The 25,668-nt window shown below is 71.2% G+C and carries 27 protein-coding genes; 13 read left to right on the top strand and 14 right to left on the bottom strand.

Annotation, left to right across the window (positions count from 1 at the left end; genetic code table 11):
• Positions 1 to 25: 25 nt before the first annotated feature.
• The gene (locus ACYQ77_RS04845; RefSeq protein WP_459707765.1) at positions 26 to 1,393 is read left to right on the top strand and encodes a WS/DGAT/MGAT family O-acyltransferase; all 1,368 of its coding nucleotides are present in this window, start codon (positions 26 to 28) and stop codon (positions 1,391 to 1,393) included.
• An 18-nt stretch (positions 1,394 to 1,411) separates the two neighbouring features.
• Here the strand turns inward: ACYQ77_RS04845 and ACYQ77_RS04850 are convergent, their stop codons facing one another.
• The 5 genes from ACYQ77_RS04850 to ACYQ77_RS04870 are packed head-to-tail and all read right to left on the bottom strand — an operon-like array spanning position 1,412 to position 5,800.
• The gene (locus ACYQ77_RS04850) at positions 1,412 to 2,455 is read right to left on the bottom strand and encodes an NAD(P)H-dependent flavin oxidoreductase (protein WP_459708155.1); all 1,044 of its coding nucleotides are present in this window, start codon (positions 2,453 to 2,455) and stop codon (positions 1,412 to 1,414) included.
• Positions 2,455 to 3,132 carry a CoA-transferase subunit beta gene (locus tag ACYQ77_RS04855; protein ID WP_459707767.1) on the bottom strand — a complete coding sequence of 226 codons (678 nt, stop codon included), beginning with the start codon at positions 3,130 to 3,132 and terminating at the stop codon, positions 2,455 to 2,457. Before ACYQ77_RS04855 ends, ACYQ77_RS04850 begins: the two co-directional genes overlap by 1 nt.
• Positions 3,129 to 3,935: a CoA transferase subunit A gene (locus ACYQ77_RS04860; protein WP_459707769.1), complete on the bottom strand. Its 807-nt coding sequence runs from the start codon at positions 3,933 to 3,935 to the stop codon at positions 3,129 to 3,131. The genes ACYQ77_RS04855 and ACYQ77_RS04860 overlap by 4 nt, the downstream gene beginning before the upstream one ends.
• Positions 3,922 to 4,680, bottom strand: a complete 759-nt coding sequence (locus ACYQ77_RS04865; RefSeq protein WP_459707771.1) for an enoyl-CoA hydratase family protein — start codon at positions 4,678 to 4,680, stop codon at positions 3,922 to 3,924. Before ACYQ77_RS04865 ends, ACYQ77_RS04860 begins: the two co-directional genes overlap by 14 nt.
• 1 nt (position 4,681) lies before the next feature.
• A complete protein-coding gene (locus ACYQ77_RS04870; protein WP_459707773.1) occupies positions 4,682 to 5,800 on the bottom strand; it encodes a steroid 3-ketoacyl-CoA thiolase in 1,119 nt (372 codons plus the stop codon).
• A 106-nt stretch (positions 5,801 to 5,906) separates the two neighbouring features.
• Between ACYQ77_RS04870 and ACYQ77_RS04875 the strand changes: the two genes are divergently transcribed.
• Positions 5,907 to 7,124 carry a cytochrome P450 gene (locus tag ACYQ77_RS04875; protein ID WP_459707774.1) on the top strand — a complete coding sequence of 406 codons (1,218 nt, stop codon included), beginning with the start codon at positions 5,907 to 5,909 and terminating at the stop codon, positions 7,122 to 7,124.
• 793 nt (positions 7,125 to 7,917) lie between these two features.
• Here ACYQ77_RS04875 and ACYQ77_RS04880 read toward each other — a convergent pair.
• On the bottom strand, positions 7,918 to 8,400 hold the full coding sequence (locus tag ACYQ77_RS04880; protein ID WP_459707776.1) for a MarR family transcriptional regulator: 483 nt from the start codon (positions 8,398 to 8,400) through the stop codon (positions 7,918 to 7,920).
• Positions 8,401 to 8,456: 56 nt separating this feature from the next.
• Between ACYQ77_RS04880 and ACYQ77_RS04885 the strand changes: the two genes are divergently transcribed.
• On the top strand, positions 8,457 to 9,080 hold the full coding sequence (locus ACYQ77_RS04885; protein ID WP_459707778.1) for an NAD(P)-dependent oxidoreductase: 624 nt from the start codon (positions 8,457 to 8,459) through the stop codon (positions 9,078 to 9,080).
• Between the two features lie 85 nt (positions 9,081 to 9,165).
• Entirely contained in the window at positions 9,166 to 9,546 is a 381-nt protein-coding gene (locus ACYQ77_RS04890; protein ID WP_459707780.1) for a hypothetical protein, read from the top strand.
• On the opposite strand, the gene ACYQ77_RS04895 is transcribed toward ACYQ77_RS04890, so the two are convergent.
• The 7 genes from ACYQ77_RS04895 to ACYQ77_RS04925 form a co-directional block, all read right to left on the bottom strand.
• A complete protein-coding gene (locus ACYQ77_RS04895; RefSeq protein WP_459707782.1) occupies positions 9,527 to 9,964 on the bottom strand; it encodes a nuclear transport factor 2 family protein in 438 nt (145 codons plus the stop codon). The two genes, ACYQ77_RS04890 and ACYQ77_RS04895, sit on opposite strands and share 20 nt — an antisense overlap.
• A complete protein-coding gene (locus ACYQ77_RS04900; RefSeq protein ID WP_459707783.1) occupies positions 9,961 to 10,827 on the bottom strand; it encodes a TIGR03619 family F420-dependent LLM class oxidoreductase in 867 nt (288 codons plus the stop codon). Before ACYQ77_RS04900 ends, ACYQ77_RS04895 begins: the two co-directional genes overlap by 4 nt.
• A gap of 61 nt (positions 10,828 to 10,888) precedes the next feature.
• Entirely contained in the window at positions 10,889 to 12,043 is a 1,155-nt protein-coding gene (locus ACYQ77_RS04905; RefSeq protein ID WP_459707785.1) for a thiolase domain-containing protein, read from the bottom strand.
• Entirely contained in the window at positions 12,043 to 13,053 is a 1,011-nt protein-coding gene (locus ACYQ77_RS04910) for a thiolase domain-containing protein (RefSeq protein WP_459707786.1), read from the bottom strand. The genes ACYQ77_RS04905 and ACYQ77_RS04910 overlap by 1 nt, the downstream gene beginning before the upstream one ends.
• Before the next feature lie 61 nt (positions 13,054 to 13,114).
• Positions 13,115 to 14,056: a Zn-ribbon domain-containing OB-fold protein gene (locus tag ACYQ77_RS04915; RefSeq protein WP_459707787.1), complete on the bottom strand. Its 942-nt coding sequence runs from the start codon at positions 14,054 to 14,056 to the stop codon at positions 13,115 to 13,117.
• Between the two features lie 47 nt (positions 14,057 to 14,103).
• Positions 14,104 to 14,358 (bottom strand): hypothetical protein, encoded by a 255-nt coding sequence (locus tag ACYQ77_RS04920; RefSeq protein ID WP_459707788.1) that lies wholly within the window; start codon positions 14,356 to 14,358, stop codon positions 14,104 to 14,106.
• 1 nt (position 14,359) lies between these two features.
• Positions 14,360 to 14,698, bottom strand: a complete 339-nt coding sequence (locus ACYQ77_RS04925; protein WP_459707790.1) for a DUF6247 family protein — start codon at positions 14,696 to 14,698, stop codon at positions 14,360 to 14,362.
• Positions 14,699 to 14,796: 98 nt separating this feature from the next.
• Here ACYQ77_RS04925 and ACYQ77_RS04930 point away from each other — a divergent pair, with 98 nt between their 5' ends.
• Positions 14,797 to 15,837: an LLM class F420-dependent oxidoreductase gene (locus ACYQ77_RS04930; RefSeq protein WP_459707791.1), complete on the top strand. Its 1,041-nt coding sequence runs from the start codon at positions 14,797 to 14,799 to the stop codon at positions 15,835 to 15,837.
• A 21-nt stretch (positions 15,838 to 15,858) separates the two neighbouring features.
• Positions 15,859 to 17,397 carry an acyl-CoA synthetase gene (locus ACYQ77_RS04935; RefSeq protein ID WP_459707792.1) on the top strand — a complete coding sequence of 513 codons (1,539 nt, stop codon included), beginning with the start codon at positions 15,859 to 15,861 and terminating at the stop codon, positions 17,395 to 17,397.
• Positions 17,398 to 18,424: 1,027 nt separating this feature from the next.
• Here ACYQ77_RS04935 and ACYQ77_RS04940 read toward each other — a convergent pair.
• Positions 18,425 to 19,195, bottom strand: a complete 771-nt coding sequence (locus ACYQ77_RS04940) for a crotonase/enoyl-CoA hydratase family protein (protein ID WP_459707794.1) — start codon at positions 19,193 to 19,195, stop codon at positions 18,425 to 18,427.
• A 58-nt stretch (positions 19,196 to 19,253) separates the two neighbouring features.
• Here ACYQ77_RS04940 and ACYQ77_RS04945 point away from each other — a divergent pair, with 58 nt between their 5' ends.
• The 7 genes from ACYQ77_RS04945 (at position 19,254) to ACYQ77_RS04975 (ending at position 25,295) form a co-directional block, all read left to right on the top strand.
• Complete coding sequence (locus tag ACYQ77_RS04945) at positions 19,254 to 20,873, top strand: acyl-CoA synthetase (RefSeq protein ID WP_459707795.1); 1,620 nt, start codon at positions 19,254 to 19,256, stop codon at positions 20,871 to 20,873.
• Complete coding sequence (locus tag ACYQ77_RS04950; protein ID WP_459707796.1) at positions 20,860 to 21,957, top strand: NAD(P)H-dependent flavin oxidoreductase; 1,098 nt, start codon at positions 20,860 to 20,862, stop codon at positions 21,955 to 21,957. The genes ACYQ77_RS04945 and ACYQ77_RS04950 overlap by 14 nt, the downstream gene beginning before the upstream one ends.
• Positions 21,954 to 22,490: an NUDIX domain-containing protein gene (locus tag ACYQ77_RS04955; RefSeq protein ID WP_459707798.1), complete on the top strand. Its 537-nt coding sequence runs from the start codon at positions 21,954 to 21,956 to the stop codon at positions 22,488 to 22,490. Before ACYQ77_RS04950 ends, ACYQ77_RS04955 begins: the two co-directional genes overlap by 4 nt.
• Positions 22,487 to 23,011, top strand: a complete 525-nt coding sequence (locus ACYQ77_RS04960; protein ID WP_459707800.1) for an NUDIX domain-containing protein — start codon at positions 22,487 to 22,489, stop codon at positions 23,009 to 23,011. Before ACYQ77_RS04955 ends, ACYQ77_RS04960 begins: the two co-directional genes overlap by 4 nt.
• Before the next feature lie 78 nt (positions 23,012 to 23,089).
• Positions 23,090 to 23,650: a DUF998 domain-containing protein gene (locus tag ACYQ77_RS04965; RefSeq protein WP_459707801.1), complete on the top strand. Its 561-nt coding sequence runs from the start codon at positions 23,090 to 23,092 to the stop codon at positions 23,648 to 23,650.
• The gene (locus ACYQ77_RS04970; protein WP_459707803.1) at positions 23,650 to 24,651 is read left to right on the top strand and encodes a sensor histidine kinase; all 1,002 of its coding nucleotides are present in this window, start codon (positions 23,650 to 23,652) and stop codon (positions 24,649 to 24,651) included. The genes ACYQ77_RS04965 and ACYQ77_RS04970 overlap by 1 nt, the downstream gene beginning before the upstream one ends.
• Entirely contained in the window at positions 24,648 to 25,295 is a 648-nt protein-coding gene (locus ACYQ77_RS04975) for a response regulator (RefSeq protein WP_459707805.1), read from the top strand. Before ACYQ77_RS04970 ends, ACYQ77_RS04975 begins: the two co-directional genes overlap by 4 nt.
• Positions 25,296 to 25,668 lie beyond the last annotated feature (373 nt).

Consider the following 25,668-nt stretch of genomic DNA (forward strand, 5'->3'; position numbering starts at 1 on the left):
AGGGTTTCGGCAGGAGGTTTCCCCGATGGCCATAATGCCGGTGACGGACTCGATGTTCCTGCTCGCCGAATCCCGCGAGCACCCGATGCACGTCGGCGGGCTCCAGCTGTTCGAGTTGCCGGACGGCGCGGGCCCCGACTACGTCAGCGATTTCCACCGGCAACTGCTGTCACTTGTGGACGTGCGCCCGCTGTTCCGCCGCCGCCCGCGCGGCCCGGTCGGCAGCGTCGGCCAGTTCGCGTGGTCCGGCGACGACCAGCTCGACCTCGAGTACCACGTGCGGCTGTCCGGCCTGCCGCGGCCCGGCCGGGTGCGCGAGCTGCTCGAGCTGACGTCCCGGCTGCACGGCTACCTGCTCGACCGGCACCGCCCCCTGTGGGAGTTCACGGTGATGGAAGGCTTGCAGGGCAACCGTTTCGCGACGTACACGAAGGTGCACCACGCGCTGCTCGACGGCGTGTCGGCGCTGCGGTTCCTGCAGAAGTCGCTCTCGGAGGACCCGTCGGACATGACGGTCCGCCCGCCGTGGTCACCGCGCGTGCGGACGGACGTGTTCACCTCCACGCGGCGTGACGAGGACGCGGCGTTCGACCCGGTCCGCGCGGTCACCGAGTTCGCCAAGGAGATCCGCGGGTTCGGCTCGGCGGCGGCGAAGCTCGTCAACGAGGCGTTCCGCGAGCAGTCGGCGACGCTGTCGTTCCAGGCCCCGAGGACGATGTTCAACGTCCCGATCACCGGTGCCCGCCGGTTCGCCGCGCAGGGCTGGCCGCTCGACCGGATCAAGGCGGTCGGCAAGGCAGCGGGCGCCACCATGAACGACGTCATGCTCGCGATGTGCTCCGGCGCGCTGCGGCGCTACATGCTCGACCTCGGCGCGCTGCCGGAGAAGCCGCTGGTCGCGGCGATCCCGATGTCGCTGCGCACGGACTCGTCCGCGGGCGGCAACGCGATCGGCCTCATCCTGTGCGACCTCGCGACGAACCTGGCGGAGCCGCTCGACCGCCTGACGACCATCCACGAGTCGATGCTCAAGGGCAAGCAGGTGTACCACGGGATGAGCCGCCTGCAGATCACCGCGTTGTCGGCGCTGCCGCTGATCCCGCTCGCGATCGGCACGATCCCCGGCATGATCAAGATCACGCCGCCCGCGTTCAACGTGCTGATCTCCAACGTGCCCGGCCCGCGCAAGCCGCTGTACTGGAACGGCGCGCGCATGCAGGGCGTGTACCCGCTGTCCATCCCGTACGAGGGGCAGGCGCTCAACATCACGGTCACCAGCTACGCGGGCAGCCTCGAGTTCGGCCTGACCGGTTGCCGTCGCACCGTGCCCCACCTGCAGCGGCTGCTGGGCCTGCTGGACGAGTCGCTGGAGGAGCTGGAGAAGGCGGTGTGAGACAGCGCTCTGCCCTGATCAGCGTGGCAGGCGGGCGATGACGTCCTCGGCCTCGGTGACGATCCGCGTGATCAGCTCCGCGCACGTCGGCAGGTCGCTCAGCGCGCCGACCACCTGCCCCGACGCCAGCACACCCGCGTCCGTGTTGCCCTTCACCAGACCCTCGCGCAGCAGCATCGGCGTGTTCGCCGCCATCACCAGCTGCGACCACGTCAGCCTGCGGTTCCGCCGCATCGCCAGGCCCTCGCGCACCACCGACGACCACGACAGCCCCGTCAACCTGCGGAACCGGCTCGCGTTGCGCACCGCGCGCAGCAGCGCCGTCGCCCGGTTCGCCTTCTCGAGGCCCGCCACCAGGTCCGTGCGCAGCACCCGGTGCGGCATCCCGTCCACCTTCGTCGTCACGACCGTGTCCGCCAGGCCGCGCGCCAGGTACGCCTCCTTGACCGCCTGCGGCACCGTGCTCTCCTCGGTCAGCAGGAACCGCGTGCCCATCGCGACGCCCGCCGCGCCGTACGCGAGCGCCGCCGCCAGCCCGCGCCCGTCGTAGAAGCCGCCCGCCGCGATCACCGGGATGTCCACCGCGTCCACGACGGACGGCACCAGGATCGTCGTCGCCACCTGGCCGGTGTGCCCGCCACCCTCGCCGCCCTGCACCACCACGGCGTCCGCGCCCCACGCGGCCACCTTCTCCGCGTGCCGCACCGCGCCGACCGACGGGATCACCACGACGCCCGCGTCCTTCAGCGTCCCGATCAGTTCCCGCGACGGCGCCAGCGCGAACGACGCCACCCGCACCCCGGACTCGATCATCAGGCGCACCCGGTCCGCCGCGTCGGCCGCGTCCGCGCGCAGGTTCACCCCGAACGGCTCTCCGGTCCGCTCCTTGACCTCCGCGATCGCCGCCCGCAGCCCGTCGAACGTCATCGTCGCCGACGCGAGGATGCCCAGCCCGCCCGCGTTCGCGACCGCCGACACGAGCCGGGGGCCCGCGACCCAGCCCATCCCGGTCTGCACCACCGGGTGCCGGACGCCGGTCAGCGTCGTCAGCGCGGTGTCCATCACCAGGCCGGATTCAGTTCGCGGATGATCGCCAGCTCCTCGTCCGCCGGCTCCCGCGTCACCGGCGGGTCGTCGACCACCAGCGGGAACCCGGTCTGCTCGACGACCTCGTCGACCGTCACCCCGGGGTGGACGGACACGACCCGCATCGCGTGGTCCGGGCCGCCGAAGTCGAGCACGCACAGGTTCGTCACGACCCGGTACACGTCGTGGAACGGCCCACCGTCCCGGTCGTAACCCACCCCGGACACGACGTCGACGGCGGGCACGAACACCCGCGGCGAGTGCTTCGGCACCCAGTAGCTCGTGCGGTGGTTGACGGTGTTGCCCGGCGCGCCGCGCACCCCCAGCAACTGACGCTTGGGCGCCTGGTGCGGGCCGATGCACGAGATGTTCTGGTTGCCGTACCGGTCGATCTGGTTCGCGCCCATCACCACGTGCCGCCGCCCGTGCGCGACCACGTCGAACACCGCGCGGTACGGCAACCAGCCCTCGGGTTTCCCGTCGGCGGTGAGCAGCGTGGCCTCGCCATCGGACAGCACGAGGTCGGGTTCGAACGTCCGCCGCGCGAGCCGTGCGCCCAGCGACGGGACCGGGCCCATGGGGCTCGCGAGGATCTCGCCGTCACCGCGGAACAGCTCGGCGCACGCGACCACGCAGACATCCATGCGGTTCATGCGACCGCCTTCTGGTAGGCGGCCTCGTCGCCGGACAGGTAACGGTCCACGAAGGACTCCCAGTCCGTCGAGGCGTAGGTCTCCTGGAACGCCTCGTCCCGGCCGTAGTCCGGCACGCAGCTGGTGAAGTGGGCACCGCGCGGGGTCTCCACCACACCGTCGACCATCATCCTGTTCAGCAGCAACGTCTGCGGCGGCCCACCCTCGGCGATGTCGTCCACAACGGACTCGCACGACACGTACCGCTTCTTCGCCGCCAGGCAGAACAGGTCGTCGAAGTACGGGTCGGGCCCGAGGTAGCGGGCGTTCCCCCGGCGGTCGGCGCGGTTGAGGTGCACGAGCGCCACGTCGAGGTGCAGCGCGGGCATCGCGACCAGCTCCGCACCGTCCTCGTACGGCGAGCGCACGGTCTTCAGTGACGGGTCCAGCGCCAGCACGTCCGACCCCAGCCCGGCGCGGATCGGCAGGAACGGCAACCGGTGCGCGGCCGCCCGCAGCCCGGTCTGCAGCATGCCCTCGTCGAACTCGCGCACCTCGATGGCGCCGGACTCGCGGGCCTTCCGGAAGTGCGGGTCGTAGGGGATCGAGTCCAGCGACACGAACCCGTACACGGCTTTCCGCACCTTGGCCGCCGCGCACAGCAGTCCCAGGTCGGGCCCGCCGTAGCTGACGACCGTCAGGTCCTTCAGCGGCGACCGCAGGATCGCCCGCACCAGCGCCATCGGCTTGCGCCGCGACCCCCAGCCGCCGATTCCGATGGTCATCCCGTCCGACAGCGTGGACACCACCTCATCGGCGGTCATCCGCTTGTCCACCTGCCCACCCCCGATCCCGCACCTCGTCCGCGGCGCCGGTCAGGTTCAGCTCGAAGGTGAACCCCTGCTCGTACCGGTAGCTGCGGTGCACGTCCTGCGGGTCGATCCCGTTGATCGCCCGCTTCGCCGCGCGGATCACGCGCGGGTCCTTCGCCGCGATCTGCTTCGCGACGTCGAGCGCGGCGCCCGCCAGTTCGCCGGGCGGCACCACCCGGTACACCGACCCGAAGTGGTGCAGCTGTTCGGCGGTGACCGTGGTGGCCGTGTAGTACATGGCACGCATCAGGTGCTGCGGCACCAGCCGCGCAAGGTGGGTGGCCGCGCCGAGCGCTCCTCTGTCCACTTCGGGCAGCCCGAACGTCGCGTCGTCCGCCGCCACCACGACGTCCGCGTTGCCGGCCAGCCCGACGCCGCCGCCGAGGCAGAACCCCTGCACGGCCGCGATCACCGGCACCGCGCAGTCGTACACCGCGCCGAACGCGGCGTGACAGCCGTGGTTCGCGCCGACCAGCGCCTCGTGGCCGTCGCGCTGGATCTCCTTGATGTCCACGCCCGCGCAGAACCCGCGCCCGGCGGCCCGCAGCACGACGACGTGGGTGGCCGGGTCGCGGCCTGCCGCGGTCACCGCGTCGGCGAGCGCGAACCAGCCGGCGACCGGCAGGGCGTTGACCGGCGGGTGGTCGATCGTCACGACGACGACACCCGGCTCGGCGGTGGAGACCGTGACACCCATGTCAGACCCGCTCGATGATCGTGCCCGTGGAGAGCGCCCCACCCGCGCACATCGTGATCAGCGCGGTGGCGGCGCCCCGGCGTTCCAGCTCGTGCAGCGCGGTCGTGACCAGCCGGGCGCCGGTGCTGCCGACCGGGTGACCGAGCGCGATCGCACCGCCGTTGACGTTCACCAGGTCGGGGTCCGGCTCGTGCACGGACTGCCACGACAGCACGACCGACGCGAACGCTTCGTTCACCTCGAACAGGTCGAGGTCGCCGATCTTCATGCCGCTGCGCGCCAGCAGGCGTTCGGTGGCGTCGACCGGACCGTCCAGGTGGTAGTACGGGTCGGTGCCGACCAGGCACTGCGTGACGATCCGCGCCCGCGGTGTGAGCCCGAGGGCGCGGGCCTTCGCTTCGTCCACCAGCAGCACGGCGGCCGCGCCGTCGGAGATCTGCGAGGACGAGCCCGCGGTGTGCAGGCCGTCGTCGAGCACCGGCTTGAGCTTGGCGAGCGCCTCCATGCTGGTCTCGCGCAGGCCCTGGTCGCGCGTGACGTCGCCGACCGGCACGACCTCGCGGTCGAAGTGCCCGGCGTCCCACGCCTTGCGTGCCTTCTGCTGGGAGAGCGCCCCGAAACGGTCGAGGTCCGCGCGGGAGAGCCCCCTCCGGACCGCGATGCGCTCGGCGGCGCCGAACTGGTTGGGCAGGTCGATCGACCAGTCGGCGGGTCGCGGCGTGCCCACGTCGACGCCGACGTTCGACCGCAGCGGCACCCGGCTCATGGCCTCGACGCCGCAGGCGATGCCGACGTCGATGGCGCCGGCCGCGATCTGCGCCGCGACCAGGTGCATGGCCTGCTGTGCCGACCCGCACTGGGAGTCGAGCGTCAGGCAGCCGGTCTGGAAGGGCAGTCCGGCGTAGAGCCACGCGGTGCGCGTGACGTTGTTGGACTGCTCGCCCGCCTGCGTGACGCAGCCGCCGAACACCTGCTCGACCAGCGCGGGGTCGATGCCGGCGCGGTCGACCACCGCACGCTGGGCGACGCCGAGCAGGTCGGCGGCGTGCCTGCCGGACAGGTCGCCGCCGCGCTTGCCGATGGGGGTGCGCACGGCCGCCACGATCACCGGGTTTCCCATGGAGCCCAAACTAGAACGCGTTACCTATCGAAGCAAGCAGGCGCTTGGTTGTCTTCTTCCTGTGTGCTTCAATCAGCTAGAACGTGTTCCATATCTGCGGGAGGCCATGGTGATCCCGGACGGCTTCGACTTCACCGACCCCGACCTGTACGAGCATCGGATCCCGGTTCAGGAGTTCGCCGAGCTGCGCCGCACCGCACCCGTGTGGTGGAACGCGCAGCCGCACAACCTCGCGGGCTTCGGTGACGACGGGTTCTGGGTGGTGAGCCGGTACGCCGAGGTCAAGGAGGTCTCGCGGAACAGCGAGGTCTTCTCGTCCGCCGAGAACACGGCGATCATCCGCTTCAACCCGGACATGACCCGCGAGAAGATCGAAGCCCAGCGGCTGATCATGCTGAACATCGACCCGCCGCAGCACTCGAAGGTGCGCGGCATCGTGTCCCGCGGGTTCACGCCGAAGGCCGTGAACCGGCTGCGGGACGCCCTCGCCGCGCGGGCCGAGCGGATCGTCGCCGAGGCCCGCGCCCGCGGCGGCGGTGACTTCGTGACGCAGGTGGCGTGCGAGCTGCCGCTGCAGGCGATCGCGGAGCTGCTGGGCATCCCGCAGGACGACCGGCACAAGGTGTTCGACTGGTCCAACCAGATGGTGGCCTACGACGACCCTGAGTACTCGGTCAACCCGGAGGCCGCGTCGGCGGAGCTGCTGGGCTACGCGTGGGCGATGTCCGAGGAACGCAAGAAGTGCCCGATGGACGACATCGCCACGACGCTCGTGAACGCCGACATCGACGGCGAGGCGCTGGGGTCGGACGAGTTCGGGTTCTTCGTGCTGCTGCTGGCGGTGGCAGGCAACGAGACCACCAGGAACGCCATCTCCCACGGCATGCACGCGTTCCTGAACAACCCCGACCAGTGGGAGCTGTACAAGTCCGACCGCCCCACCACCACCGCGGACGAGATCGTGCGCTACTCGACCCCGGTCATGTCGTTCCAGCGCACGGCGATGGCCGACACCGAACTGGGCGGCGTCCCCATCAGGAAGGGCGACCGGGTGGGCATGTTCTACAGCTCCGCCAACTTCGACACCGACGTCTTCGACCACCCGGAACGCTTCGACATCCTGCGCGACCCCAACCCGCACCTGGGCTTCGGCGGCACCGGAGCGCATTACTGCGTCGGCGCGAACCTCGCGAAGCTGGAAATAGACCTGATCTTCAACGCGATCGCCGACCACATGCCGAACATCAGGCAGGTCAACCCCCCGAGGCGACTGCGGTCGGGGTGGCTGAACGGCATCAAGGAGCTGCAGGTCACGTACACGTAGGGACGGCCTCCGGCCCCCGGTCACCAGCGTACCGGCGACCACCGACAGAACTGTCCGGTTCATCCACAGGGCTCGGCTCCGGCGCACCATCGAACAGGGCTGCGGTCGCCGGACGTGGTCAACGTCGAAAACCGTTTGCTCGCAACCGATGCACCCGCAGAGCGGGGATCGTGAGCCTGGCCTCCGGCCCCCGGTTGCCAGCGTACTGGCGACCACCGACAGAACTGTCCGGTTCATCCACAGGGCTGGGCCGCCGGCGTCGATGACCCTGTGGCTGTGGCCGCACGCATCGCTGCACCCGACGATCGGCGCACCATCGAACAGGGCTCCGGGCTGCGGTCGCCGGACGTGGGCGACGTCGAAAACCGTTTGCTCGCAACCGATGCACGCGCAGATCCGCGAGCGTGGCCTTCGGCCCCCGGTCACCAGCGTACCGGCGACCACCGACAGAACAGCTCGGCGACAAGGGGCCCATCCACAGGGCTGGGCCTCCGGCGCGATGACCGTATGGCTGTGGCCGCCCGGCGGGCTCGGCACCGGCGGCCGGGCGCACCATCGAACAGGACTCCGGCCTTCGATCCGTGGACGCGGGCGACATCGAAACCGTTCGGTCGCAACCGATGCAACCGCAGAACGGCGATCGCGAGCGTGGCCTCCGGCCCCCGGTCACCAGCGTACCGGCGACCACCGACAAGGGCGGGCGCTCGGGAGTTGGTTGTCCACAGGTTGCGGCCTCCGGCCTCGGGTGCCGGCGACCACCGACGTGAGCGCGTGCTGTCGGTGGTCAGGTGCTCTACTGGCCCTCGTCCAGGTCGCGGGTCGCCGCGTGGCCCGCGGTGCCTGTCCGGTCCAGGAAGTCCGCGATGACCTTCAGTTCCTCGTCCGTGTACCCGGCGCAGATCTCGTCCAAGGCCGCGTTCATGCCGCTGTACAGCGCGAACACCTCACCGACCCGCTCCGGTCGCACCCGCAGCACCACGCTGCGGCGGTCGTTCGGATCACGCTCCCTGGCGAGCCAGCCGCCCTTCTCCAGGCGGTCCAGCACGCCGGTCATCGTCGCCGGGTGGACGCCCGCCGCTCGTGCGAGGGCGGACGGGCCGAGCGGTCCCAGCCGTGCCACCAGCTCGAGGCAGTCGAGGTCACCATCCCGCAGGTCGAGGCGCGCGCTGATCCGGCGGTTGAGCATGGCCAGTTCACTGCGCATGCCGCGCACGGAGTCCTTCACGGAGTTCGTGAGCCTGCGGCGCGTGCGCGAGTCCTGTGGTACGTTCGACATATATTATGAGTTCCATATCGTACGTGGTGCGTACTGAAATATAGCGGAGGTGCGCGGTGAAGCTCGCGGTCTTCGGCGCGACCGGCGGGATCGGTCGGCAGCTGGTCCGTCAGGCGGTCGACCAGGGACACTCCGTCACCGCGGTCGGGCGGCGGGACTTCGAGGCGGAGGGCGCGCAGGTCGCGGTCGTGCCCGACTTCGCCGACGTCGACCGGCTCCAGGAGGCGGTCGCCGGGTGCGACGCGGCGCTCTCCACCGTCGGGCCGCGCACCCGCGCGGACGGCGCCGTCGCCTCCGGCGTCACGAAGCACATCCTCGCCGCGCTCACCGGCGCCGGCGTGCCGCGCTTCGAGGCCGTGTCCGCCGCGCCCGTCGGGCCCCGCCCGCCCGGGGAGGGGTTCCTCGACCGGCGCGTACTGCACCCGATCGTCAGCCGGGTCTTCGCCGCCAACTACGCCGACCTCGAGGTCATGGAGCGCGACATCGCCGCCAGCGGTCTCACGTGGACGGTCGTGCGCCCGCCGCGGCTCACCGACCGGCCCCGCGGCGAGTACCGGATCGCGATCGGCGGCAACCTTGCGCGTGCCCGGTTCGTCTCCCGAGCCGACGTCGCCCACCTCATGCTCGCGCTCCTCACCGACGAGCGCGCCTACGACACCGTCGTGGGCGTCGCCCGCTGAGCCGCCCCTTCGGGCACCCGCCCCGGCCCGTTCTGCCGTCCGGCCGAGGCAGAGGGCAGCACACCCGCGCAGGCACGCTGGGCACGTGTTCCGTCGCATCGCCACCGTCACCGTCCTGCTGGGCGGGCTGCTGACGGCGTGTGCAGGCGCCAACCCGGCCCAGCACTTCTGCGACGACTACGGCGCCGCCGTCGGCAAGCTCTACATCGCGGCCGGGAACTACGCCGCCGCGCCGGCCGACTTCACCGCCGTCGCCAAGTCCACATTGGACGAACTGACCAGGGTCAGGGCAGGCGCGCCCAACGAGGAACTGCGCCGCGCCTTCGACTCCGCCTACTTCGCCATGACCGTGTTCAGCGAGGACGAGGGCCTCGCGGACTTCCTGGTGCGCACCGACTTCGCGCAGGACGACGTGGTGAAGGCCTGCGCCGAGTACGGGATCGAGCTCAAACCTGACGCAGCGTAGCCATCGCGCGTTCGACCTCCCAGAACGCGCGCAGCGACACGATCTGCCCCGCGCCGTTCACCCGGTACACGAACACACCCTCGGCGTCGATCCGGCTGCCGCCCGGCAGGTACGAGGAGATCGTGCCGACGTTCGCGACCTCGTCACCCGCGGCGAACGAGTCGCGGATCTCGAACTCGATGCGTTCCGCGTTGCCGATCGCCAGGTCCCAGAACGCGGCGATCGCCGCCCGGCCACGATGCCCGTCGCCGGTCGGGTCGAACATCGACACGCCGACCGGGTCCTCCACCACGGCGTCGTCGGCGAACAGCGCCAGCCAGTCGTCCTTGGCGCCGCGAGACACCGCGTCCATCGACCGGCGCGACGCGGTGCGGGCCGGGTGCGCGGTCTCCGGACCGCTCCAGGTGACCGCTGTCATAGCTGCCCCATGATCTCGTCGGCGAACCGTTTCATCCCGTCCTTCTTGGCCTGCAGCGGACCGTCGAGGCCGACGCCGTAGAACACCCACGGCACGACGATCGCGTCGGTGACGCCGATCTCCGCCTGCCGGCGGAAGCCGTCGAGCCCGAACCGGTCGACGCACACGGCCTGGATCTCGAACGGTCCCGTGCGGTCGTGCTCGGCACGCAGCGCGCCCAGCCGGGCGATCACGTCCCGCAGGTCGTCGAACTTGATCATCGCCGAGGTCCAGCCGTCACCCACGCGGGCCGCGCGGCGCAACGCGGCCTCGGTGTGCCCGCCGACGTACACCGGCACCGGCTCGCTCGGCGCCGGGGACATGCGCAGCTTGCCGAACTCGTAGTACTTGCCCACGTAGGACACCATGCCGCCGCCGAGGATCAGCTTGATCACGTCGATGGCCTCGTCGGCGCGGGCGCCGCGGTGGTCGAAGTGCCCGCCGCACCACTGCGACTCCTCCGGCGACCAGCCCAGCCCCACCCCGAGCCCGAACCGGTTGCCCGTCATCACCGCGACCGAGCCGATCTGCCTGGCCAGCAACACGGGATTGCGCGGGTTGAGCTTCAGCACCTGTGTGTAGAACCGGATCCGGGACGTCACCGCACCCATCGCGGCGGCCGCCACGAACGGGTCCACCCACGGCGTCTCCTCGTTCCAGAACCGGCTGCCGTCCGGGGTGTACGGGTAGGACGCCGACACCTCCTCGGAGAAGAACAGCGAGTCCGGCAACGCGATCGAGCTGTACCCGCACTCCTCCGCCGTCTTCGCCAGCTCGGGCAGCTGGTCCAACGGGCTGAGGGCCACACCCACAGTGAACTTCACGGCCGCTCCTCGCAGGCTCCGAGCGCTCCTGGTACACGATGATTCGCTCCGCAAGCTCCGCTCATGGCTTCTCCGCTCCCACGACCCACATCGAGAAGTACTGCGACCCTCCGCCGTACGCGTGACCGAGCGCGATCCGCGCGCCGTCCACCTGGTGTTCGCCCGCGCGGCCCATGACCTGCATCGCCGCCTCGCCGAACCGCAACATGCCCGACGCGCCGATGGGGTTCGACGACAGCACGCCACCGGACGGGTTGACCGGCAACCGCCCGGTCAGCTCCGTCTCGCCCGCTTCGGTGAGCTTCCAGCCCTGGCCTTCCTCGGTGAACCCCAGGTTCTCGAGCCACATCGGCTCGAACCACGAGAACGGCACGTAGATCTCCGCGGCGTCCACCTGGGACAGGGGGTCGTCGATGCCCGCCTCCCGCCACAGCGCCGCCGCCGCGTCCCGCCCCGCGCGGGGGTTGACCTGGTCACGCCCGGCGAACGTGGTCGGCTCGGTCCGCATGGCCGTGGCGTGGATCCACGCGGCCGTGCGGCCCTGCGCGGCGGACTCGTCGCCGAGCACGATCGCGCACGCGCCGTCCGACGATGGGCACGTCTCGTCGTAGCGGATCGGGTCCCACAGCATCGCGGATTCCTGCACCGACTCGAGCGTGATGTCGGACTGGCGCAGGTGCGCGTACTGGTTCTTGGCGCCGTTGCGCCGGTCCTTCACCGCGACGAGCGCGCCGATGTGCCGTGGCGCGCCGGACCGGCGGATGTAGGAGCGCACGTGCGGGGCGAAGTAGCCGCCCGCGCCGGCGCCGACCGGCATGTGGAACGGCACCGAGATCGACAGCGCCCACATCGCGTTGGACTCGGACTGCTTCTCGAACGCCACCGCCAGCACGCGCGAGTGCTCGCCACCCTGCACCAGGCTCGCCGCGACGTTCGCCGTCGACCCGCCGACGGACCCGGCGGTGTGCACGCGCAGCAACGGTTTCCCGGTGGCGCCGAGCGCGTCGGCGAGCATCAGCTCGGGCATCATGACGCCCTCGAACAGGTCCGGCGCCTTGCCGAGCACGACCGCGTCGATGTCGGCGAACGTCAGGTCCGCGTCGGCGAGCGCGCGGTCGATGGCCTCGCGGCACAACCCGGCCATGGTCACGTCGAGGCGCTTGCTGCGGTGGTGGGTCTGGCCGACGCCCAGGACCGCGGCGCGTCGCTTGCCCATCAGTCGGCCTCCAGTACGCAGACGAGGTTCTGCTGGAGCGCGGGTCCGCTGGTCGCGTGCGCGAGCGCGCGCTCGCCCGGCCGGATTCGCGTGGCCGCCTCGCCGATCCTGGCGAGGCCGGCCGCGAACATGGGGTTGCCGGCGAGCGGGCCGCCGGAGGGGTTGACCACGACCTCGTCACCGAACCCGAGCGCCTGGCGCAGCAGGATCTCCTGGTGGCTGAACGGCGTGTGCAGCTCGGCGAGCGTGACCCCGTCCGCGCCCGCGGCCTTGGCGGCGGCCACCGTGGACGGCGACGTGGTGAGGTCGCGGGCACCGAGGTGCGGGGTCTCGACGCGGTGCTGGATGCTCACGATGCGCGCGGGCCGGTCGGTCAGGTCGCGGGCCCGGTCGTCGCGGGCGAGGATCACGACCGCGGCGCCGTCGGTGACGGGAGCGCAGTCGTGTGTGCGGAGCGGGTCGGCGAAGTACGGCCGCGTGAGCAGCTCGTCGGCGGTGCCGCCGCGGCAGCGGGCCGCGACCTCGGCCATGTCACGCTCGGTCCACAACCCGGCGTCGAGGCCGAACCTGGCCTGCAACCCGGCGATGCTCACCGCGTCCGGCCACAGTGGACCGACGGTGTACGGGTCGAGCTGCATGGCGAGCACCCGCCGCAGCTGCCCAGCCGAGGACTTGCCGAAGCCGTACACCAGCGCGGTGTCGACCTCGCCGGTGCGGATCTTCACCCACGCCTCGTAGAGCGCCCACGCGGCGTCGGCCTCCACGTGCGACTCGTTGATCGGCGGGAACGCCCCGATGGCGTCGACCGCGGCGATGAAGGAGAACGCCCTGCCCGCGAGGTAGTCCGACGAGCCGGAGCACCAGAACCCGATGTCCTTCTTGGACAAGCCGACCTTGCCGAGCGCCTCGGCGAAGATCGGCACGAGCATCTCGACGCCGTTGGTGGTGCCGTGCGTCTCGCGCACGTGCGGCGCCTGCGCGAACGAGACGATGCTGACCGCGTCTTTCATGCCGCCTCCTCGCAGGCTTCGAGGCGCCGTGGCGCCTGATGGTTCGCTCCGCCGGCTCCGCTCACAGGTGTCCCGCGAAGGAGTCGTACGGCGCGTCGGGTTCTCCCGTGGGTCGGAAGTGGTCGATGTTCTCGAGCGTGGTGCCCCACTCCTCGCGCGGTTTCCACGCTGCCTCGACCCGCATCCCCATGCGCACCTCGTCGGCGGCGCAGCCGAGCACGAGGTGCAGGAACGCGATGTCCGCACCGTCGAGCAGGATGTAGGCCGCCACGTACGGCGGCTTGATCCGCTGCCCGAGGAACGGCACGTTCACGATGCAGAACGTGGTGACGATCCCGCGGTCAGGAAGTTCGATCTCCTCCTCGGTCGGCACACCGTCGGTCGGGCAGGCCCCGCGCGGCGGGATGTAGACCTTGCGGCACACGGGACAGCGCTGTCCCAGCAGCTTGCCCTCGGCCAACCCGCGCAGGTACCGACTCTCCTCCGGCGACGCCGAATGCTGGTAGCTCAGCTGGATCGGCGTCGCGAGCATGGTCAGCTCGTCGGCGTCCCGCGGCCCGACCGCGGGCTCGCTGTCCTCCGGCCCGAAGCACACGATGTCCCGCACGCCGTTGCCGCCCGTGTCCGCCCACCGCGCTCGGACCCGCATCCCGGTGCGCACGTCGTCGGCGTCAACGGCGTGGAGCATCGGCGTGTCGGCTCCGTCGAGCTTGATGAACGCCCACGTGAACGGGTGGGAGAGCGGTTGCCCGGCAAGGGGTTCCGGCTGACGGCACCACGACGTGACGGTTCCGGTGTGCGCCACCTCGACCAGATCGGAGAGCGCTCTCCCGGTCACGGGGTCGTACTCGGGCGGCGGCACGTGCACACGGCCGTCGTCGCCGCGCGCGCCAAGGATCCGCCGCTGGGCGAGCCCGGTGACGAAGCGGCTGAGCGTCGGTCCCAGTGACCGGGTGTAGTCAAACCCGATGTCGAGCGGTGCGGACAACGGTGCCTGAGTCACACCATGAGTGAAACACGTTCTAGTTTGCCGAGGCAAGGGTCGAACGATCAGCCCAGCCACATAACTTCGAGTACATCGACATAGCGTTGGTCCTCCAAAATCAGGTAGATCACGATTCCTTGGTTGTCAGGGCCGAACAGGAGCTGCCGGAGAGCGCCTTTCGGGTTGTCGTCGTTGTGGGGATGGCCATGCCAGGGAACGAGTTCGAGCACGCTGAGTACTGGCGCGTAGTGCTCCAGCGCGTAGTCGGGTAGTGCCGCTATTTGTTCCCGGGCCTGCCGATCGGTCCGGATGCGGTACAAGCTATCGGGCCAGCCGTTCTGCGATGAGTTCCTTGATCTCGTCCAATGAGACCGAGTCCGCGGGTGGTTCACCGGTGCGGAGGATGTCTTCGGCTCGTGCGAGCATGCGGCGATAGCCATGTGGGCCGAGGTGCGTGGTGATCATGGCGCGGCGTCGCCAGCTGTCCAGGACTCGATGCACGTCGGCCAGGTCTAAGGAGTCCGCGGCCTCGATCATGGCCTTGCGCCACTGGCGATCGAAGTCCGGCTGTTCCTCGGGAATCAGCGCAGCCCTGATCTCCAGGGGCGAGGCGTCCTTGAAGGACGTCGCCCGAGGTGGCTCGACAGGTTGCGCTGACATGCCACAACGATAGCCGATGGGCGTGTAATCATCCTCGTATCGAACGGGTGATCTATGGGCGACATTGATCGGGTGAGAACTCGTTCTACGATCACGCTATGAAACTTGGACTGCAGCTCGGGTACTGGGGTGCGGGCATGCCGCCGAACGCGGCGGAGATGGTCGTCGCCGCGGACGAGGCCGGGTACGACGCCGTGTTCACGGCCGAGTCGTGGGGGTCGGACGTGTTCACGCCGCTGGCCTGGTGGGGGTCGGCGACGCGGCACGTGCGGCTCGGGACGGCCGTCGCGCAGCTGTCGGCGCGCACCCCGACCGCGGCGGCGATGGCGGCGCTGACCCTCGACCACCTGTCGGGCGGGCGGGCCATCCTCGGGCTCGGGGTGTCCGGGCCGCAGGTCGTGGAGGGCTGGTACGGCGCGCCGTTCGGGAAGCCGCTCGCCCGCACGCGCGAGTACGTCGACATCGTGCGCAAGGTCCTCGCCAGGGAGGCGCCCGTGACCAGCGACGGGCCGCACTACCCGCTCCCGTACACGGGCCCGGGCGCCGACGGGCTGGGCAAGCCCCTGCGGCCGATCACCCACCCGCTGCGCGGGGACCTGCCCATCTGGCTCGGCGCGGAAGGGCCGAAGAACGTCGCGCTGGCCGCCGAGATCGCCGACGGCTGGCTGGCCGTGTACTTCTCGGAGAAGCTGGCCGACCAGTACAACGCCTGGCTGGACGAGGGCTTCGCCCGGCCCGGCGCGCGGCGGTCGCGGGCCGACTTCGAGGTGGCGGCGAACGCGGTCGTCACGGTCACCGACGACCCCGCGGCCGCGTACGACCGGCACCGGCCGGTGATCGCGCTCTACGCGGGTGGCATGGGTGCCGAGAGCAAGAACTTCCACGCCGACCTCTTCCGGCGGATGGGCTACGGCGAGGTGGTCGACGAGGTCACGGCGCTGTTCCGCGCGGGCCGCAAGGCCGAGGCCGCTGCCGCGGTGCCGGACGAGCTGGTGGCCGAGACGGCGATCATCGGCACGGCAGACCAGGTCCGCGCGCAGGTCGGGAAGTGGGCCGACCGTGGCGTGACGATGCTGATGGTGGGCTGCCAGGACGCCGCGCACGTGCGCTCGGTGGCGCGGGTTCTTGCCGAGAATTGAAACACGTTCTAGATTGGCGGGGTGGCCTCGACCGGACTGTGGAACATCGCCCGTGAGCAGCCTGACCTGACCGCGGTCGTCGATCCCGACGGCCGTCAGGTCACCTACGCCGAGCTGGCGGCCGCGGCCGACCGTTACGGCAGGGGCTTCCAGGCCATGGGGCTCGCGCCGGGTGACAGCGTCGTTCTGTTGCTGCCCAACGGGATCGACCTCGTGTCTGTCTACTTCGGAGCGTTCCAGACCGGGCTGTACGTCGTGATGGCGAACTGGCACCTGGTCGGCGCCGAGGTGGCGTACCTCGTCGAGGACAGCGGCGCCAAGGCGTTCGTCGCGCACGAGCGGTTCGCCGAGACCGCCGCGGATGCGCTGTCCCGCACCGGGGTCATCGGGTTCGCGGTCGGTGACGTGCCGGGATTCGCGCCGCTGTCGGCGCTCGGCGCGGGTGAGACGGGGCGGCCCGACGTGCGCACGGCGGGGTCGCCGATGCTGTACACGTCGGGTACGACCGGCAGGCCCAAGGGCGTGCGGCGGCCGTTGACGGGCGCCGACCCGGACGTCGTGCCGCCGGCCGCGTCGTGGTTCTTCGGGATCTTCGGGCTCGGCCCGTTCGACGGGCACGTGCACATCTGCGGTTCGCCGCTGTACCACACAGCGGTGCTGAACTTCGTCGCCAACTCGATCCAGCTGGGGCACACCGCGGTGCTGATGGACCGCTGGCGGCCGGAGGAGATGCTGCGGCTCATCGAGAAGCACCGCGTCACGCACAGCCACATGGTCCCGACCCAGTTCCACCGATTGCTGGAACTTCCGGAGGACGTCCGGTCACGCTACGACGTCTCCTCGCTGCGCTGCATGATCCACGGCGCTGCGCCGTGCCCGCCGGAGGTCAAGCGGCGGATGCTCGACTGGTGGGGCCCGGTGGTGACCGAGTACTACGCGGCCACCGAGGGCGGCGGGACGGCGATCTCGGCGGAGGAGTGGCTGCGGAAGCCGGGGTCGGTCGGGAAGGCGTGGCCGGGTTCGGTGGTGGCGGTCCTCGACGACGACGGCGAGCCGGTGCCGACCGGGACCCCCGGCCTCGTGTACATGCGAATGGGTGACTCCACGTTCGAGTACCACAAGGACGAGGCCAAGACCCGCGCCGCGCGTGTCGGCAACCTGTTCACGCTGGGGGACATCGGCTACCTCGACGAGGACGGGTACCTGTACCTCTGCGACCGCAAGGCCGACATGATCATCTCCGGCGGCGTGAACATCTACCCGGCGGAGATCGAGAACACGCTGGCCGTGCACCCGAAGGTGGCGGACGTGGCGGTCTTCGGCGTCCCGAACGACGACTGGGGCGAGGAGATCAAGGCGGTCGTGCAGCCGGTCGACGGGGTGACGCCGGGCCCGGAGCTGACGGAGGAACTGCTGACGTTCGCAGCGGAACGGCTGGCGAAGTTCAAGCTGCCGAGGTCGGTCGACTACGCGGAGGAGCTGCCGCGCGACCCGAACGGCAAGCTGTACAAGCGAAAGCTGCGAGACCCGTACTGGGCGAATCGCGAACGGGCGATCTGAGGGGCCGGCCTCCGGCCCCCGATCACCAGCCTACGGCAGGGGACCGACAGTGACGGCCGTGCGTGGGCGGGGCTGTGGACAACCCGTGCGGCTGTGGACAACCACGCCTCCGCTGCCCGTGGCGGCCCGATCTTGTCAGTGAGGGCCACTACGCTGGATTCCGGGGGCCGGAGGCTGTCCTGGGGCGGGCTGTTGCGCCGGTGGCTGGGATTCTTCGTGGTTGTGAACCGGGTGGTTCCCGGGGTCGGTCGCCGCCTGAGGGGCGCTGGTGTGGTTACTGCGGTGGCTGGGAGGTTACGGGCGGTTGTGGCTCGTTCCGGGGTCGGTCGCCGTTGGGGGTCGTGGTGCGCACGCAGTCGCTGCGATGGCTGGGAAGTTGGGTGGTTGTGGACCGGCTGGCTCTGGGGGTCGGTCGCCTCCTTGGAGGTGGTGGTGCGCGGGCAATGCTGCGGTGGTTGGGAGATTGCGGGTAGCTGTGGATCGATTGGCTCTGGGGGTCGCCAGTTGGGGGTGGTGGTGCGCAGGCGGTCGCTGCGGTGGTTGGGAGGTTGCTGCGGTGGCCGCTTGTGCCGGGGTTTGATCGCCGCATGAAGGTGGGGGTACGCGAGGAATTGCTGCGGTGTTGGGAGATTGGGGGCGTTCCGGGTCCGGTAGCCGACTGGAGGTGGCTGTGCGCGGCAATCGCTGTGTTGGCCGGGACTGCGCACCGGCTCGTTCCGGTGCGGTGAGCGCTGGAAGGTGGTTGTCCACAGGCGGTTGCCGCGGTGGGCGGGATCGTCGGTGGTCGCGGGTAGGCTGGATTCCGGGGGCCGGAGGCCATCCCTGGGACGGTTCTTCGCGGGTGGTTGTGTTGGGCTGCCAGTGGCCGGGCCGGTGGTTTCGGGGGCCGCGACGGTCGGGCTACCCGGGTTGCTCTGGTCCTGATGGCGAGTTGTCCACAGGGCGGTGGCGTGGTCGCCGGGATTGTCGGTGGTCGTGACTACGCTGGATTCCGGGGGCCGGAGGGCGCCCGGCGTCGCGGAGCCGGCTACCGGCCCTCGAACCTTGGCGGGCGTTTCTCGGCGAACGCCTTGGGGCCCTCCTTGGCGTCCGCGCTCGCGAACACCCGGAGTCCGATCTCGGCATCCAGCCGGAACGCGTCGTTCTCGTGCATGCCCTCGGTCTCGCGGATCGTGCGGAGGATTGCCTGCACGGCTAGCGGGCCGTTGGCGGCGATCGCGTGGGCGATCTCCATGGCCTTCGCCAGGGCCTGGCCGTCCGGGACGACGTGGCCCACGAGCCCCACGCGCAGTGCCTCCTCGGCGCGGATGTGCCTGCCCGTGAGCAGGAGGTCCGCCGCCACCGTGTACGGGAGTTGCCTCGGGAGCCGGACCGCCGAACCGCCCAGGGGGTAGAGGCCCCAGCGTGGCTCCGACACGCCGAAACGTGCGCTCTCGCCGGCGACGCGGATGTCCGTGGCCTGCAGGATCTCCGTCCCGCCCGCGATGGCTGGGCCCTCGACCGCCGCGATCAGCGGCTTGGTCAGGCGGCGCCCCTTGAGCAACGGCTCGATGACCGCCGCGTCGAACTGGGTTTCGCCTGGGTGGTTGGTGGTCATCGCCTTCAGGTCGGCGCCCGCGCAGAACGCGCCGCCGGCTCCGGTCAGTACGCAGGCGCGCACGGTCGGGTCCTCGTCGACGCGGTCCCACGCCTCGCGCATGATCTTCAGCATCTCGCCGGAGAGCGCGTTCCGGGCGGCCGGGCGGTTCATCGTCACGACCAGCACGTGCTCGTCCTGTTCGACGAGGCAGTCCGCCATCGAATTCACCTCCGGCTGGGGCATTGCCAGGAACGATAACACGTTCTAGTTTGGTTCCGTGGCCCTCAACATCGCGGACCTCTTCGAGCATGCCGTCGACGCCTTTCCCGACCGGATCGCGATCGCGTGCGGCGACCGCGCGGCGACCTTCGCCGAACTGGAGGGGCGTGCCAACCAACTGGCCCATCACCTGGCGGAACAGGGCATCGGGCGCGGCGACCACATCGGTCTCTACAGCCGCAACTCCATCGAGGCGATCGAGACGCTGCTCGCCGCGTACAAGCTGCGCGCGGTCACGGTCAACGTGAACTACCGCTACGTCGAGAACGAGTTGCGGTACCTCTTCGACAACGCGGACCTCGTCGCCGTCGTCCACGAGCGCCGCTACTCGGACAAGGTGGCCGCGGTCCTGCCCGGCACCCCGGGGGTGCGGCACACGATCGTCGTCGAGGACGGGACCGACCTGCCGAGCGACAGCGTGGGGTACGAGAGCGCGCTCTCCGCGCAGTCCGCGGCGCGGGACTTCGGGGAACGCAGCCCCGACGACCTGTACATCCTCTTCACCGGCGGCACCACCGGCTACCCGAAGGGCGTGATGTGGCGCCACGAGGACGTGTGGCGCACCCTCGGCGGCGGCATCGACTTCTACACCGGCGAGGCGCTCCCCGACGAGTGGGCCCAGTCGCAGCGCGGCCGCGAGTCCGGCGGCATGACGCGCCTGCCGTGCGCGCCGCTGATCCACGGCGCCGCGCAGTGGGCGACGCTCCCGGCACTGTTCTCCGGCGACACCGTGGTGCTGCTGCCGCAGTTCGACCCGCACGAGGTGTGGAAGGCGATCGACCGGCACCAGGTCCGGATCGTCACCATCGTCGGCGACGCCATGGCGCGGCCGCTGCTCGCCGCCTACCAGGAGGGCGACTACGACGCGTCCTCGGTGATCGCGTTCTCCAGCCACGCGGCGCTGTTCTCGCCGTCGGTGAAGGAGGAGATCCTCGAGGCCCTGCCGAACGCGGTCATCACCGACGCCATCGGGTCGTCGGAGAGCGGGTTCCAGGGCATGGGCGTGATCCTCAAGGGCAGCAAGCCGAGCGCGGGCGGGCCCAGGGTGAACGGCGGCCCGAAGACGATCGTGATCGACGACGACAACCGCAGGGTCGATCAGCCGGGGCAGATCGGCAGGCTCGCGCGCGGCGGGCACGTGCCGCTCGGCTACTACAAGGACCCCGAGAAGACCGCGTCGATCTTCGTCGAGGTCGACGGGGAACGCTACGTCGTGGCGGGCGACTACGCGCGGCTCGAGGAGGACGGCACGATCACGCTGCTCGGCCGCGGCAACGTCTCGATCAACACGGGCGGGGAGAAGGTGTTCCCCGAGGAGGTCGAGGCCGCGCTGAAGTCCTATGAGGACGTGTTCGACGTGCTCGTCGTCGGCGTGCCGGACGATCGGCTCGGGCAGCGGGTCGCGGCGCTCGTGCAGCCGTGGGAGGGCCGCGAGATCGACTTCGCCGCGCTGGACGCGCACGTGCGGGAGCGGCTCGCCGGCTACAAGACGCCACGCAGCGTGTGGATCGTCGATCAGGTCGGCCGCGCCCCGAGCGGGAAACCGGACTACCCCTGGGCGAAGAAGTACACCGAGGAGCACGAACCCATGTGGCAGGCGGCCAATGTCGGGGTCTGAGGCGCTGTGCGAGCGGCTGGGCATCCAGCACGCGATCTTCGGGTTCACCCCGTCCGAGCACGTGGCCGCGGCCATCAGCAGGGCGGGCGGGCTCGGGGTGCTCGGGTGCGTGCGGTTCAACGACCCGGCCGACCTCGACGCCGCGCTGTCCTTCATGGACGAGAACACCGACGGCCGTCCGTACGGTGTGGACATCGTGATGCCCGCGAAGGTCCCCACCGAGGGCACGCCGAAGGACCTGTCCGCGCTGGTTCCCCAGGGCCACAAGGAGTTCGTCGAGCGGACGCTGCTCAAGCTCGGGGTGCCGCCGCTGTCGGGTGGCTCCGCGGGTGACGCGGGTGTGCTCGGCTGGCTGCACTCCGTCGCGCGGTCGCACGTGGACGTCGCGCTGGGACACCGCATCGCGCTGATCGCCAACGCGCTCGGTTCGCCGCCGGTGGACGTCATCGAGCGGGCGCACGCGGCCGGGGTGCCGGTCGCCGCGCTCGCGGGCACCGCCGCGCACGCCAGGCGACATGTCGACAACGGCGTCGACATCGTGGTGGCGCAGGGCTACGAGGCGGGCGGGCACACCGGTGAGATCGCGTCGATGGTGCTGGTGCCCGAGGTCGTGGACGCGGTCGGGGAGCGCGTTCCCGTACTGGCCGCGGGCGGGATCGGCAGCGGCCGGCAGGTGCTCGCCGCGCACGCGCTCGGCGCGTCGGGCGTGTGGATGGGCTCGTACTGGCTCACCACCGCCGAGTACCGGTTGTCGGAGACCGCCATCCAGACCGCGCTCGTGCGCGCGACCTCGAGCGACACCGTCCGGTCGCGGATCTACACCGGCAAGCCCGCGCGGCTGCTGAAGAACAAGTGGACACAGGCGTGGGCCGAACCGGACGCGCCGGAACCGCTGCCGATGCCGCTGCAGAACATGCTCGTCGGCGAGGCGCACCTGCGGATGTCGAAGGGCGGCGACCCGGACGTGGTCGCGATGCCCGTCGGGCAGATCGTGGGGCGGATGAACGAGGTCCGCCCGGTCGCGGAGGTCATGGCGAGCCTCCTCGCCGAGGTGGAGGAAGCGCGGGCCAGACTGAAGGCGTGAGCATCAGGACGCTGTCTTCCCGGATCGTGTACGAGAACCCGTGGCTGACGCTGCGCGAGGACGAGATCGAGCACCCGGACGGGACGCGTGGCATCTACTCGGTGGTCGACAAGCCGGACTTCGCGCTGGTGCTGCCGTACGAGAACGACGGCTTCCACCTGGTCGAGGAGTACCGGTACCCGCTGGGTGAGCGGCGCTGGTGCTTCCCGCAGGGCGCGTTCCCGCAGGGTGTCACGGGCACGCCCGAGGAGCTCGCGGCCGCCGAGCTGGGCGAGGAGACGGGCCTGACCGCCGGTGCGTACGAGCGCCTCGGGTACCTCAACTGCGCGCACGGCATCTCCGGCCAGGGTTTCCATGTGTTTCTGGCGACGGACCTGACACCCGGTGAGCCGCGCCGCGAGGTGACCGAACAGGACATGCGGCAGGACTGGTTCCCGCGCGCCGAGGTGGAGCGGATGCTGCGCGACGGCGTGATCACCGACGACTCGTCGCTGGCCGCGTACCTGCTGTTCACCATGCGGCGGCCGGTGTGAGGCAGCTGTCGTCGCGCCTGGTGTACGAGAACCGGTGGCTGTCGCTGCGCGAGGACCTGGTCGTGCGTGCGGACGGCGCGCAGGGCATCTACTCGGTGGTGGACGCGAAGGACTTCGCGCTGGTCCTGCCGTTCGAGAACGACGGGTTCCACCTGGTCGAGCAGTACCGGTACCCGGTGGGCGCGCGGTCGTGGGAGTTCCCGTCGGGGTCGTTCCCGGCCGGTGTGACGGGCACGCCGGAGGAGCTGGCGGCGGCCGAGCTGCGGGAGGAGACCGGGCTGACGGCCGCCGGGTTGACGCGCGTCGGCTACCTCCACCCGGCGAACGCCCTGTCCGGGCAGGGCTGCCACGTGTTCCTGGCGACGGACCTGACGCCGGGCAGGCCGGAGCGGGAGGCCACCGAGCAGGACATGCGGCAGCAGTGGTTCCCGCGCGCCGAGGTGGAGCGGATGCTGCGCGATGGCGTGATCACGGACGGCCCGTCGATCGCGGCGTACCTGTTGTTCACGCTGCGGACCTGACGTACACCACCTGGTGTACGCGCAAGTGCGTCCCCGGGGACGACGTGCGGGCGCGCGTCCGGCGACAGGCTCGGTCGCATGATCCTCACCGTCAGCGGCGCGTGCGCCGCCCTCGCGGCGCTGCTCTGCGTCGACCTGCTGAACCTCGACCACGCCGTGCTCGACCCCGTCGCGCACATGGCGAGCTACTTCGTCCACGCCCGCGCCGGCTGGCTGATCACGGTTGTCGGGCTCGGGTGCGCGCTCGCCGCGTTCGCCGTCGTGCCCCGTCTGCGGCGCGGGCCCGCGATCGCCGTCGCCGTGTTCGGCGCCGGGTTGCTCGTCGCCGGGGTCGTGCCCACCCAGGCGTACGGCGACTGGTCCGGCCCGTCCGCCGCGACGGTCGTGCACGGGCTGGGCGGCTGGCTCGCGTTCCTCGCGCTGCCGGTCGCGGCGTGGCTGGCGCGGCGGGACGTGCCGTGGTGGCCGGGGCTGGTGTCTGCCGGGCTCGTCGTGGTCCTCGCCGTCGGGACCGTCGAGGTGATGGACGGGCCCGACCACCTCGGGCATGTGCTTGGGTTGGCCGAACGGCTCATGATCGTGGCGGACCTGGGCTGGCTGGTGCTGTGCGCGGCGGCCACGCGCGGGAGGAGGGCGTGATGCGGGCGCTCGACATCGCCCTCGGCGCGGCCACCGCGGCCGCCGTGGTCGTGGGGACCGCGCTGGCCGGGGAGCCGGTGACCTACGGCGGCACCGTGCCGCTCGCCGTCGCGCTCGGGGGCGCGCTGCTGTTCCGGCGGCGGTGGCCGGTGCACGTGCTGGTCGCGTCGGTCGTGGTGCTGTGCGGGTTCGGCGGCTCGGACCTGGGCGCGCCGGGGTTCGTGTGGCCGGTGACGGTCGCGTACGCGGGCGCCGTCCTCGCCGGCGAGCCGCGGTGGGCGATCGGGGTCGGCGTGGCGAACCTCGGGGTGCTGGCGGCGTTCGCGGCGAGCCCCGCCCAGCTCGGCGGCGAGGCGTTGTGGCTGGTCGCGGTGCTGGCGGCGGCGCAGGCCTACGTCGGAACGCGCCGGACCGCGGCGCTCGCCGAACGCGGCCGCGCGGCGGAGGAGCGGCTGGTGGTGGCGCGGGAGCTGCACGACATCGTCGCGCACACCCTCGCGGTCGTCGGGATCCACCTGAACGTCGTCGCCGACACCCTCGACGACGATCCCGCCGAGGCGCGGGAGGCGCTGCGGCTGGCGCAGTCGGTGCGCGGGCAGGCGATGGCCGACCTGCGGTCGCTGATCGACGTGCTGCGCACCGGCCCGCACGTCCCCGACCTGCGCGAACTGGTCGAGCGCACGGGCTTGCCGGTGCGGCTCGACGGGGACCTGTCCGGCCTGCCCGCGCCGGTCGCGATGACGGTGTTCCGGGTGGTGCAGGAGGGCCTGACGAACGTGCTGAAACACGCGCGGGCGTCGTCCGCGGTGGTGACGGTCACGCGCGACGACGACGCGGTGACGGTGTCGGTCGTCGAGGACGGGCGGGGCGGCACGCCGGGCGAGGGTGGCGGGCACGGGCTCGCCGGGATGCGGGAGCGGGTGGCCGCGCACGGCGGGACGCTGACCGCCGGGCCGGTCGAGGGCGGGTTCGCGCTGAGTGCGAGGCTGCCGCTGCCATGATCACCGTGTTGCTGGCCGACGACCAGGCGCTCGTGCGCGCGGGCTTCCGCAGCCTGCTGCGCCGGGAGCCGTTCCGGGTGGTCGCCGAGGCCGCGACCGGCGACGAGGCGGTGCGGGCCGCGCGGGCCCACCAGCCGGACGTGGTGCTGATGGACACCCGCATGCCAGGGCTGGACGGCATCGCGGCGACGGCGAGGATCGTCGCCGAACGGCCCGCGTGCCGGGTGATCATCCTGACGACGTTCGAGACGGACGAGCACGTGTTCGCGGCGCTGCGGGCCGGGGCGAGCGGGTTCCTCACCAAGGAGGTCGAGCCGCGCGACCTGCGGCGGGCGATCTCGGCGGTGGCGTCGGGGGATGCGCTGCTGTCGCCGAGCGTGACGCGGCGGGTGGTGTCGGCGCTGGCGCACCGGCCGGTGGCACGCGCCGTGCCGGCGGTGACGGAGCTGACGGCACGGGAGGCCGAGGTCGTGCGGTTGGTGGCGGAGGGGCTCGACAACGCCGGGGTCGCGGAGCGGCTGGTGATCAGCCCGCTGACGGCGAAGACGCACGTGACGCGCGCGTTGTCGAAGCTCGGGTTGCGGGATCGGGTGCAGTTGGTGATCTGGGCGTATGAGACCGGGCTGGTTCAGCCTGGAGGTTGACGGGTGTGTCCGGTGCCGCCGGATGGGCGGGCCTTGGCGGATCGGGCGCGCAACCCAGCGTGCCGGGCGCGCAGCGCCCGGCCCTCGCAAGGGGGGCGAAGCCCCCAACACCCACTGAGGGGGTGCCTGCCATCCCGTCGACCTGGCGAAGCCCGATCACACCGGGTCAAGGGGGCCCGAAGCTCAACGCGCCCACGTGCCCAAGGCCGCCGGGCCCCCTTGACCCGGTGTGATAGCCCGGCGGGAGGTCGACGGGATGGCAGGCACCACCACGGACAGCAGTCCTTGCCAACCCAACCCCGTGCAGGACCCGCCGCCATCCCGGAGACCAGCCCGTCCGGCGAGGACCCCCCGGAGGGAAAACCCAGGCAAG

It is taken from the genome of Actinophytocola sp. KF-1 (assembly GCF_054661535.1).

Coding starts and splice junctions, on each gene's coding strand:
- ACYQ77_RS04845 (WP_459707765.1), top strand. CDS start 26: ATGGCCATAATGCCGGTGACGGACTCGATGTTCCTGCTCGCCGAATCC.
- ACYQ77_RS04850 (WP_459708155.1), bottom strand. CDS start 2,455: ATGGACACCGCGCTGACGACGCTGACCGGCGTCCGGCACCCGGTGGTG.
- ACYQ77_RS04855 (WP_459707767.1), bottom strand. CDS start 3,132: ATGAACCGCATGGATGTCTGCGTGGTCGCGTGCGCCGAGCTGTTCCGC.
- ACYQ77_RS04860 (WP_459707769.1), bottom strand. CDS start 3,935: ATGACCGCCGATGAGGTGGTGTCCACGCTGTCGGACGGGATGACCATC.
- ACYQ77_RS04865 (WP_459707771.1), bottom strand. CDS start 4,680: ATGGGTGTCACGGTCTCCACCGCCGAGCCGGGTGTCGTCGTCGTGACG.
- ACYQ77_RS04870 (WP_459707773.1), bottom strand. CDS start 5,800: ATGGGAAACCCGGTGATCGTGGCGGCCGTGCGCACCCCCATCGGCAAG.
- ACYQ77_RS04875 (WP_459707774.1), top strand. CDS start 5,907: ATGGTGATCCCGGACGGCTTCGACTTCACCGACCCCGACCTGTACGAG.
- ACYQ77_RS04880 (WP_459707776.1), bottom strand. CDS start 8,400: ATGTCGAACGTACCACAGGACTCGCGCACGCGCCGCAGGCTCACGAAC.
- ACYQ77_RS04895 (WP_459707782.1), bottom strand. CDS start 9,964: ATGACAGCGGTCACCTGGAGCGGTCCGGAGACCGCGCACCCGGCCCGC.
- ACYQ77_RS04905 (WP_459707785.1), bottom strand. CDS start 12,043: ATGGGCAAGCGACGCGCCGCGGTCCTGGGCGTCGGCCAGACCCACCAC.
- ACYQ77_RS04910 (WP_459707786.1), bottom strand. CDS start 13,053: ATGAAAGACGCGGTCAGCATCGTCTCGTTCGCGCAGGCGCCGCACGTG.
- ACYQ77_RS04925 (WP_459707790.1), bottom strand. CDS start 14,698: ATGTCAGCGCAACCTGTCGAGCCACCTCGGGCGACGTCCTTCAAGGAC.
- ACYQ77_RS04930 (WP_459707791.1), top strand. CDS start 14,797: ATGAAACTTGGACTGCAGCTCGGGTACTGGGGTGCGGGCATGCCGCCG.
- ACYQ77_RS04940 (WP_459707794.1), bottom strand. CDS start 19,195: ATGGCGGACTGCCTCGTCGAACAGGACGAGCACGTGCTGGTCGTGACG.
- ACYQ77_RS04950 (WP_459707796.1), top strand. CDS start 20,860: ATGTCGGGGTCTGAGGCGCTGTGCGAGCGGCTGGGCATCCAGCACGCG.
- ACYQ77_RS04965 (WP_459707801.1), top strand. CDS start 23,090: ATGATCCTCACCGTCAGCGGCGCGTGCGCCGCCCTCGCGGCGCTGCTC.
- ACYQ77_RS04970 (WP_459707803.1), top strand. CDS start 23,650: ATGCGGGCGCTCGACATCGCCCTCGGCGCGGCCACCGCGGCCGCCGTG.
- ACYQ77_RS04975 (WP_459707805.1), top strand. CDS start 24,648: ATGATCACCGTGTTGCTGGCCGACGACCAGGCGCTCGTGCGCGCGGGC.